Genomic DNA, 9,358 nt, shown 5'->3' with positions numbered 1-9,358 from the left:
CGTTACCCGGGAGGAACGGTCCCCGCACGGCGGGAGGCCGGTGCTGTGAGGACGACCCTGAGTCCGGCCGGCCGGCTCAGCGGGCGAGCCAGTCCCGGACGCCGGCCAGCAGCCGGTCCCGGACGTCGGCCGGCGCGCGCGACGCCCGCAGGGACGCCTGCGCCAGACCGGCGAGGGCGACGTCGTCCAGGCCGTGCCGCTCGCGCGCGGCGACGTACTGGTCGGCCAGGCGGGAGCCGAACAGCAGCGGGTCGTCCGCGCCCAGCGCGACCTGCGCCCCGGCGTCCAGGAGCGTCCGCAGCGGGACCTGCGACACCGTCGGGTACACGCCCAGCGAGACGTTGCTCGCCGGGCACACCTCCAGGGCGACGCCGGCGTCGACCACCCGGGCCAGGACGTCCGGGTCCTCGGCGGAGCGCACGCCGTGGCCCAGGCGGTCCGGCGCCAGGGTCGCGAGCGTCACCTCGACGTGGTCGGGCCCGAGCAGCTCACCGCTGTGCGGCACGGAGGCCAGGCCCGCGGCGCGTGCGATGTCGAAGGCCTTGGCGAAGTCGGAGGTCCACCCGCGGCGCTCGTCGTTGCTGAGGCCGAAGCCCACGACCGTCCCGGGTCCCTCCCCGGCGTGCCGGGCGGCGAGCCGGGCCAGCGTCCGGGCGTCCAGGGGGTGCCTGACCCGGCTCGCGGCCACGACGACCGCCACCCCCGTCCCGGTCAGCGCGGTCGCCTCGCGCGCCGCGTCCAGGACGACCTCCAGCGCGGGGGTGAGACCGCCGACGAACGGCGCGTACGACGTCGGGTCGACCTGGATCTCCAGCCAGCCGGACCCCTCCGCGGCGTCGTCGGCGGCCGCCTCCAGCACGATCCGGCGCATGTCGTCGGCGTCGCGGACGCACGCACGCGCGGCGTCGTAGAGGCGCTGGAACCGGAACCAGCCGCGCTCGTCCGGGCTGAGCCGCACGAGGTGCTGCTCGCGCAGGCTCGCGGGCAGCCGGACGCCGTGCTTGTCCGCCAGGTCGCGCAGGGTCGACGGGCGCATCGACCCGGTGAAGTGCAGGTGCAGGTGCGCCTTCGGCAGGGCGCGGACGTCGCGCACCGACGACGCCGCCGACACCGACGACGCCGACGACACCGGCGGGACGGCGTCCTGGCGGCGCGCGTCGGGTCCCCCCACGGCCGGCATGGGCCGGAGTGTTCCAGACCGCCGCGGCGGCGGCCTCAGGACCCGCCCGGGTGGGGGAGCAGCCCCCGCTGCATCGCCACCGTCACCGCGTGCGTGCGGTCGTCGACGCCGAGCTTGCCGAAGAGGCGGAGCAGGTGGGTCTTGACGGTCGCCTCGCCGATGAACAGCTCCCGGCCGATCTCGGCGTTCGTCAACCCCCGGGCCACGCCCCGGAGCACCTCCAGCTCCCGCGGTGTCGGGGTCTGCTCCTGCGGTTCGCGCACGCGCCGGACGAGCCGCGCCGCGACGGACGGTGACAGCACCGACTGGCCCTCCGCGGCCGACCGGACACCGGCCAGCAGCTGCTCGCGCGGGGTGTCCTTGAGCAGGTAGCCGGTGGCCCCCGCCTCCACGGCCCGCAGGATGTCGGCGTCGGTGTCGAACGTCGTGAGCACCAGCACCGCCGTGCCCGGGTGCTCCGCGCGGATCCGCGCGGTGGCCGCCGTGCCGTCCAGCCGGGGCATCCTCAGGTCCATCAGGACGACGTCGGCGGCCGTGGAGGCCAGGACGTCCAGCGCCTGCTCGCCGTCGCCGGCCTCGCCCACCACGTGGACGTCGTCCTCCACCTCGAGCATCCCCACCAGGCCCGAGCGCACGACCGGGTGGTCGTCGACGACGAGCACGCGGATCACGGCGCGGCCCGGCCGGCCGCTGCGCCCGGCGTCTCCGTGGGCACTGTCACCAGCACGCGCGTTCCCCGGCCGGGCGCGCTGTCCAGGTGGACCGAGCCACCGGCCCCCTCCACCCGGTGCCGCATCCCCGTCAGGCCGAGACCCTGGCGGTCGGCCGGGTCCATGCCCCGGCCGTCGTCGACGACCTCCACGCTGGCGCACGGCAGCCCTCCGGTCGGCGGGGCCAGGCGGAGCCGGACCGTGCGCGCCCCGGCGTGCCGGCGCACGTTCGTCAGCGCCTCCTGCGCCGCGCGCAGCAGCACCACCTCGGCGTCACGGGGCAGCCCCGCGCCGTCCGCCGCGTCCGGCTCCGACGGCAGGTCCAGCTCCACCGGCAGACCCGTCTCGGCGGTGAAGCGGTCCGCGAGCCGCCGGATCGCGTCGGGCAGCGCGCCGTCCCGCAGGGCCACGGGCGCGAACGCCGCCACCAGCGCCCGCGCCTCGGCCAGGTTCTCCCGCGCGGTGTCCTCGATGACCTCGAGCCGGCCAGCGGCACCGGCGGGGTCCCTCGCCAGCTGCGCGCGCCCCGCCTGCGCCAGGGCCACGATGCTGGTGAATCCCTGCGCGAGGGTGTCGTGGATCTCCTGCGCAACCCGCTCCCGCTCTGCCACCACACCCGCCGCGTGGTGGGCTTGCGCCAGCTCCCCACGGGCGCGGTCCAGCTCGGCGATGAGGTCGGCGCGCTCCTGGCTCTGGTCGATGACGCTCGCGATCCAGAGCCCGAGCAGCACGCTGAACAGCAGGCTCACGAGCATCGCCGGGCCGAACCCGCGCAGGGCCTCCGGCGACCAGCCGAAGCGCCCGAGCAGCGCCACCGTGACGGCTGCGGTGAGGACCACGGTCCACACGACGCCGTCGCGGCGGCGGTCGCTGAGGAACCACACCTGCGGGTAGGCGATGAAGAGCAGGAACAGCACGTCCAGCGGCAGCCACGCGAGCAGCGCCACCACGCCCGTCAGCACCGCCAGGTAGACGTGCGGCCACGGGAGCCGGCGCGACCGGTCGTCGTCCACCACCACCACCCGGTAGGCCAGCGACAGGACGGCCACCCCGGCCAGCGCCGCGACCTTCGTGCTCGTCGCGCCGCCGCGCAGCACGACGGCCAGGGCGGTGATCGCCATCATCAGCCAGAACGCCACGTGCCAGCCGACGACCGTGCGCACCCACACCGAGTCGGGGGCAGGGCGGTCCATCGACGGACGGCCCGGGACGGCGCCGGTCACCACCGCGTCACGCCGTCCCGACCCGCGTCCACCGGAAGGTGCGCACGCAGGCCAGAAGCCCCACGACCAGCCAGGTGGCCAGGACGACCGCCGTGGCGCCGTGCTGCCAGGACCCTGCCACCTCGAACGACTCCATCGCGTCGGGCAGGAACACCGACCGCATGCCCTGCGCCTGCCACTTCAACGGGAACAGCGACGCCACGGTCTGCAGCCAGGACGGCAGGTCGTTGAAGACGAAGAAGACCCCGGAGATGAACTGCAGCACGAGGACGACCGGGGTGACGACGGCGCTGGCGCTGCGCGCGGAGCGCGGGACGCTGGAGAAGGCGATGCCGAGCACCGAGCCGGACGCGCTGCCGAGCAGGAACACCCAGGCGAACGTCCACCACCGGGCGGGGTCGGTCGGCAGGTCCACCCCGAACACCAGGGCGGCGTAGGCCAGCAGCAGCGCCGACTGGGTCAGGCTCGTCACCAGCACGAGGCCGACCTTGCCGAGGAAGTAGGCCAGGGGTGGCATCGGGGTGCCCCGCAGCCGCTTCAGGGTGCCGTCCTCGCGCTCGGTGGCGATGGTGAGCGCGAGGGTCTGGAAGCTCGTCAGCATGATCCCGGCCGCCAGCATCCCGGGGAGGAAGTACAGGGAGAAGTCCACGGTCCCCGCCGGGCCGCCGATCCGGTTGTCCCCGCCGAACACGACGGCGAACAGGCCCAGCATGATGATGGGGAACGCGAAGATGAAGATGACCGCGTCCTTCTCGCGGAAGAACTGCTTGAGCTCGACCGCGACCCGGGCGACTCCCACGGACAGGCCGGACGGCAGCCGGCCGGGTCCCGCGGGTGCGTCCGCCGCACGGACCGGGGTGCCGGTGCTGCTCATCGCGCCACCTCCACGACGGGTGCGGCCGTCGACGGCGCGTCCTCGGTGGCCGGCGGCTGCTCGGCGGACCGCTCCCGGATCATCTGCAGGTACACGTCCTCGAGCGTCGGACGGCGCACCTGCAGCCCCTCGACCTCCCCGCCGGCTCGCGCCGCGAGCGCGGTGACCAGCTCGGTCGGGCGGTCCGTCCGCTCGCTGTGCGCGCCGTCGCCGTCGCGCCAGGAGACGACGGCGAGGTCGCGGTCGCGGCCGCCGATGCGCTCGGGGGTGTCCACCGCGACCAGGCGACCCGCGGCGATGACCGCGACGCGGTCCGCGAGCTGCTCGGCCTCGTCGAGGTAGTGGGTGGTCAGCAGGATCGTCGTGCCGTCGCCGCGCAGCGCGCCCACGAGGTCCCAGAACTGCCGGCGGGCCTCGGGGTCGAAACCGGTGGTCGGCTCGTCGAGGAACAGCAGCTCCGGGCGACCGAGGATCCCCAGGGCCACGTCGAGCCGTCGCCGCTGACCACCGGACAGCGCCCGGACGCGGGTGCGCCGCTTGGCGTCCAGGCCGACCGTGGCGACCACCTCGTCCGGGTCACGGGGGTCGGGGTAGTAGCGGGCGAAGTGCCGGACCGTCTCCGCGACCGTCAGCTCGGCGGCGTCCGTCGCGGTCTGGAGCACGATGCCGATCCGCGCCCGCCAGGCGGGGCCGGCGTGCCGCGGGTCCTGACCGAGCACCTCCACCTCGCCGGCGTCCCGCTGCCGGAACCCCTCGAGGACCTCCACGGTCGTCGTCTTGCCCGCCCCGTTCGGGCCCAGCAGGGCCAGCACCTCCCCGCGCTCGACGTCCAGGTCGAGGTCGTCCACGGCGCGGTGCGTCCCGTAGGTCTTCGTCAGGCCGCGGACGCGGACGGCCGGTGCTGCGCTCATGGCTCCATCCTGGCGCGGCCGGCCCCGTCGCGGCAGCACCTCGCGGACGACGGCACCCGTCCACCGGACGGTGGACGGGTGCCGCGGTCAGGCCGTCGCGGCCCGGGGTGCGCGGGTCAGCGGGCCTCGCCGAGCAGCCGCTGGAGCCGGCCGACGCCCTCCACCAGGTCGTCGTCCCCCAGGGCGTACGACAGGCGCAGGTAGCCGCTGGGACCGAACGCCTCACCGGGCACGACGGCGACCTCGGCCTCGTCGAGGACCAGCTCGGCGAGCTCGGCCGACGTCTGCGGGGTGCGGCCGCGGATGGTGCGCCCGAGCAGCCCCTTGACGCTGGGGTAGGCGTAGAAGGCGCCCTGCGGCGTCGGACACACCACGCCGTCGATGGCGTTGAGCATCTCGACCATCGTGCGACGGCGGCGGTCGAACGCGGTGCGCATCGCGTCGACGGCAGACAGGTCGCCGCTGACGGCGGCGACCGCGGCGCGCTGGCTGACGTTCGCCACGTTGGACGTCAGGTGCGACTGCAGGTTCGTCGCGGCCTTGACCACGTCGCGGGGACCGATCATCCAGCCCACCCGCCAGCCGGTCATGGCGTAGGTCTTGGCGACCCCGTTGAGGACGAGGCAGGTGTCGGCGAGCTCCGGGACCTCGACCGGCATCGACGCCGCCCGGGCGCCGTCGTAGACGAGGTGCTCGTAGATCTCGTCGGTGACCACCCAGATGCCGTGCTCGAGCGCCCACCGCCCGATCTCGCGCACCTGCTCGACGGGGTAGACGGCCCCGGTCGGGTTGGACGGCGAGCAGAAGAGCAGCACCTTGGTCCGCTCGGTGCGGGCCGCCTCCAGCTGGTCCACGGTCACGAGGTAGCCCTGCTCCTCGTCGGCGAACACCTCGACGGGCTCGCCCCCGGCGAGCCGGACCGCCTCGGGGTACGTGGTCCAGTACGGCGCGGGCAGGATGACCTCGTCGCCGGGGTCCAGCAGCGTCGCGAAGGCCGTGTACACCGCCTGCTTGCCCCCGTTGGTGACGAGCACCTGCTCCGGGGTCACGGCGTAGCCCGAGTCCCGCTCGGTCTTGGTGACCAGGGCGCGCTTGAGCTCGGGGAGGCCCCCGGCCGGGGTGTAGCGGTGGTTCGCGGGGTCGGCGCAAGCCGCCACCGCGGCCTCCACGACGTAGCCGGGCGTGGCGAAGTCGGGCTCGCCGGCACCGAAGCCGATGACGGGACGGCCCTCGGCCTTCAGGGCCTTGGCCTTGGCGTCCACGGCGAGGGTCGCGGACTCGGCGATCGCGCCGACGCGGGCGGACACGCGCGGGCGCGGGGCGGACGTGGTCTGTGCGGGCGTCTGGCTCACCCGGTCATGCTCCCACCGGCGACGGCGGTCGGGGCCACCAGGTCCGGACGGCAAGACGGCGGTGGCGGTTCGACCTGCCCGCTCGGAGTGCGTACACTCGTCGGCGGTGGTTGACGACCGCCATGATGCCGCGCGTCCGAGCGATGCCCGGCTGGTGGTCGTCCGCGACCGAAGGGCAGTGGCGCAATTGGTAGCGCACCGGTCTCCAAAACCGGCGGTTGTGGGTTCGAGTCCCTCCTGCCCTGCGCACGCAGGCGAACCACCCGCGCTCCCGTGGGCGGTTGCCCGGGCCGCCTCCCAGGCGGTCGACCTCAGACGCGAACACACCACGGCGAACAGGACGACGAGTGACCCAGACGCAGACGGGCGGAGCGGGCGGCAGCGACCGCGCACGCGGTGACGCCCGTGGTGGGGGCTCGCAGGCCCGGTCCGGCCCCTTCGCCCGGCTCATGGTCTTCCTCCGGCAGGTGGTCGCCGAGCTGAAGAAGGTCGTCCGGCCCACCCGGCACGAGCTCGTCACCTACACGTCGGTCGTGCTGGTGTTCGTGCTCGCCGTGATGCTCTACGTGTCCGGGCTGGACTTCGCGTTCGGCAAGCTCGTGCTCTGGGCGTTCGGCGGGAGCTGACGGCCGCGGCGCGACCACCGCCCGAAGCACGCCACCCGATCCCACCGGACCACGCACGCCGGTCGGGACGACGCAGGACGAAGAGGAAGCAGGTCAGCACCGTGTCGGAGCAGTCGCAGTCCACTCCTGCCGAGGTCGAGGAGACCGAGGCCGAGTCGGCGACCCCCGAGCAGGACGACCAGGCCACCGGTGACGGCTCCCCGGACAGCCCCGACTCCCCGGACAGCCCCGACTCCCCGGACAGCCCCGACTCCCCGGACAGCCCCGACTCCCCGGACAGCGCGGACTCCGCCGACAGCGCCGACAGCACGGACGGGGCCGGGGTCGCGGCGGAGGTCGGCGAGGACGCCGACCCCACCGGCGTCGAGCAGGACGCCGAGGACGACGTCGACCCGGTCGCGGAGTTCAAGGCCAAGCTGCGCCGCGAGCCGGGTGACTGGTTCGTCATCCACTCCTACGCCGGGTACGAGAACCGGGTGAAGGCGAACCTGGAGAACCGGATCACCTCCCTCAACATGGAGGACTACATCTTCCAGGTCGAGGTGCCCATGGAGGAGGTCACGGAGATCAAGAACGGCCAGCGCAAGCTGGTCCGCCGTGTCCGGATCCCCGGCTACGTCCTCGTCCGGATGGACCTCACCGACGAGTCCTGGGGCGCCGTCCGGCACACCCCGGGTGTCACCGGGTTCGTCGGTCACACCCACCAGCCCGTGCCGCTGAGCACCGACGAGGTGTTCTCCATGCTGGCGCCGACCCTCGAGGTCAAGGAGCCGGTCGCGAAGGCCGCCAAGCCCGAGCAGGTGACGGTCGTCGACTTCGAGGTCGGCGAGTCCGTCACCGTCATGGAGCCGCCCTTCGAGACGCTCCCGGCGACCATCACCGAGATCAACGCCGACGCGCAGAAGCTCAAGGTGCTGGTCTCGATCTTCGGCCGGGAGACGCCGGTCGAGCTGTCGTTCAGCCAGGTCGCCAAGATCTGACGCTGGCACGGCGGCGGCGTGCCCACGCCGCCGCACCGCACCGCACGCAGAAGCGAAGGACCCACGAATGCCCCCCAAGAAGAAGGTCGCAGGCCTCATCAAGCTGCAGATCAACGCCGGTGCCGCGACGCCGGCGCCTCCGATCGGCCCCGCGCTGGGACAGCACGGCGTCAACATCATGGAGTTCTGCAAGGCCTACAACGCGGCCACCGAGTCCCAGCGCGGCAACGTCGTGCCGGTGGAGATCACGGTCTACGAGGACCGGTCCTTCACCTTCATCACGAAGACGCCGCCCGCCGCCGAGCTGATCAAGAAGGCCGCCGGCGTCGACAAGGGGTCCGGCGAGCCCCACAAGACCAAGGTGGCGTCCCTGTCGGCCGACCAGGTCCGCGAGATCGCCCAGCAGAAGATGGAGGACCTCAACGCCAACGACATCGAGGCCGCCTCCAAGATCATCGCCGGGACCGCCCGGTCCATGGGCATCACCGTCCAGGGCTGAGCAGACCACGGCGACACCCGCACCACCCGCACCACCGTGGCAGGGCCGACGCAGGCCCGGGACGACCACGACTGCCGCACCGAACAGAGAGCAGGACACCATGCGTCACGGCAAGAGCTACCGCGCCGCCGCGGAGAAGATCGACCGCAACCGGCTGTACGCCCCCCTCGAGGCGGTCCGCCTCGCGCAGGACACGGCGACCACGAAGTACGACTCGACGGTCGAGGTGGCCTTCCGCCTCGGCGTCGACCCCCGCAAGGCCGACCAGATGGTGCGTGGCACCGTCAACCTGCCGCACGGCACCGGCAAGACCGCCAGGGTCCTGGTCTTCGCCACGGGTGACCGCGCGGCCGCCGCCGAGGCGGCCGGTGCCGACTTCGTCGGCTCCGACGACCTCATCGAGAAGGTCTCCGGCGGGTTCACCGACTTCGACGCCGCCGTCGCCACGCCCGACCTGATGGGCAAGGTCGGGCGACTGGGCAAGGTGCTGGGCCCGCGCGGCCTGATGCCGAACCCGAAGACGGGCACGGTCACCATGGACGTCGCCAAGGCCGTCGAGGAGATCAAGGGCGGCAAGATCGAGTTCCGCGTCGACAAGCACGCGAACCTCCACTTCATCATCGGCAAGGCCTCCTTCGCCCCCGAGAAGCTCGTGGAGAACTACGCGGCCGCGCTCGACGAGGTCCTGCGGCTCAAGCCGTCCGCCTCGAAGGGCCGGTACATCAGCAAGGCGACGATCTCCACCACCATGGGCCCCGGCATCCCGGTGGACCCGAACCGCACCCGCAACCTGCTCGCCGAGGACGCCGACGCGTCCTGAGCGCCTGCGACGCCCGCCGCGTGCGGGCGCCACGACGGACCGCCCGGTGCCGCGCACCGGGCGGTCCGTCGTCCACGGGGAGGCGCTGCGCCGTCCGGGTGCCGAGGACCCGGACGCGGCGCGCTGACGGGGGTGCTCCGGACGGCGAGCGCGACGAACCGCCCTACGATGCGGGACGACGAG

10 protein-coding genes and 1 tRNA gene are annotated in these 9,358 nt (G+C 73.7%); 5 read left to right on the top strand and 6 right to left on the bottom strand.

Annotated features, from left to right (window positions below):
- Positions 1–76: 76 nt before the first annotated feature.
- From ACYVQV_RS09295 to ACYVQV_RS09270, 6 genes are all read right to left on the bottom strand, one after another.
- The gene (locus tag ACYVQV_RS09295) at positions 77–1,093 is read right to left on the bottom strand and encodes an adenosine deaminase (RefSeq protein ID WP_461023039.1); all 1,017 of its coding nucleotides are present in this window, start codon (positions 1,091–1,093) and stop codon (positions 77–79) included.
- A 122-nt stretch (positions 1,094–1,215) separates the two neighbouring features.
- On the bottom strand, positions 1,216–1,851 hold the full coding sequence (locus ACYVQV_RS09290; protein ID WP_461022995.1) for a response regulator: 636 nt from the start codon (positions 1,849–1,851) through the stop codon (positions 1,216–1,218).
- Positions 1,848–3,083, bottom strand: a complete 1,236-nt coding sequence (locus ACYVQV_RS09285) for a sensor histidine kinase (protein WP_461022994.1) — start codon at positions 3,081–3,083, stop codon at positions 1,848–1,850. The genes ACYVQV_RS09290 and ACYVQV_RS09285 overlap by 4 nt, the downstream gene beginning before the upstream one ends.
- A 37-nt stretch (positions 3,084–3,120) precedes the next feature.
- Positions 3,121–3,987, bottom strand: coding sequence for an ABC transporter permease (locus ACYVQV_RS09280; RefSeq protein ID WP_461022993.1), 867 nt, complete (start codon positions 3,985–3,987; stop codon positions 3,121–3,123).
- Entirely contained in the window at positions 3,984–4,898 is a 915-nt protein-coding gene (locus ACYVQV_RS09275) for an ABC transporter ATP-binding protein (protein ID WP_461022992.1), read from the bottom strand. The genes ACYVQV_RS09280 and ACYVQV_RS09275 overlap by 4 nt, the downstream gene beginning before the upstream one ends.
- Before the next feature lie 116 nt (positions 4,899–5,014).
- Positions 5,015–6,250 (bottom strand): pyridoxal phosphate-dependent aminotransferase, encoded by a 1,236-nt coding sequence (locus tag ACYVQV_RS09270; protein WP_461022991.1) that lies wholly within the window; start codon positions 6,248–6,250, stop codon positions 5,015–5,017.
- A gap of 172 nt (positions 6,251–6,422) precedes the next feature.
- Between ACYVQV_RS09270 and ACYVQV_RS09265 the strand changes: the two genes are divergently transcribed.
- The 5 genes from ACYVQV_RS09265 to rplA all read left to right on the top strand — a co-directional run bounded on the left by ACYVQV_RS09265 (position 6,423) and on the right by rplA (position 9,175).
- Positions 6,423–6,495: transfer RNA gene (locus ACYVQV_RS09265), tRNA-Trp, on the top strand.
- Positions 6,496–6,597: 102 nt separating this feature from the next.
- Positions 6,598–6,876: a preprotein translocase subunit SecE gene (gene secE, locus ACYVQV_RS09260; RefSeq protein ID WP_461022990.1), complete on the top strand. Its 279-nt coding sequence runs from the start codon at positions 6,598–6,600 to the stop codon at positions 6,874–6,876.
- A gap of 101 nt (positions 6,877–6,977) precedes the next feature.
- Positions 6,978–7,856, top strand: a complete 879-nt coding sequence (gene nusG / locus ACYVQV_RS09255; protein WP_461022989.1) for a transcription termination/antitermination protein NusG — start codon at positions 6,978–6,980, stop codon at positions 7,854–7,856.
- A 67-nt stretch (positions 7,857–7,923) separates the two neighbouring features.
- Complete coding sequence (gene rplK / locus ACYVQV_RS09250) at positions 7,924–8,355, top strand: 50S ribosomal protein L11 (protein WP_461022988.1); 432 nt, start codon at positions 7,924–7,926, stop codon at positions 8,353–8,355.
- 100 nt (positions 8,356–8,455) lie between these two features.
- Positions 8,456–9,175 carry a 50S ribosomal protein L1 gene (gene rplA / locus ACYVQV_RS09245; protein WP_461022987.1) on the top strand — a complete coding sequence of 240 codons (720 nt, stop codon included), beginning with the start codon at positions 8,456–8,458 and terminating at the stop codon, positions 9,173–9,175.
- The last annotated feature ends 183 nt before the right edge of the window (positions 9,176–9,358 follow it).

The organism is Thalassiella azotivora, assembly GCF_054781695.1.
The sequence above is the reverse complement of the archived record's forward strand: the minus strand, read 5'-3'. Positions and strand labels throughout refer to the sequence as shown.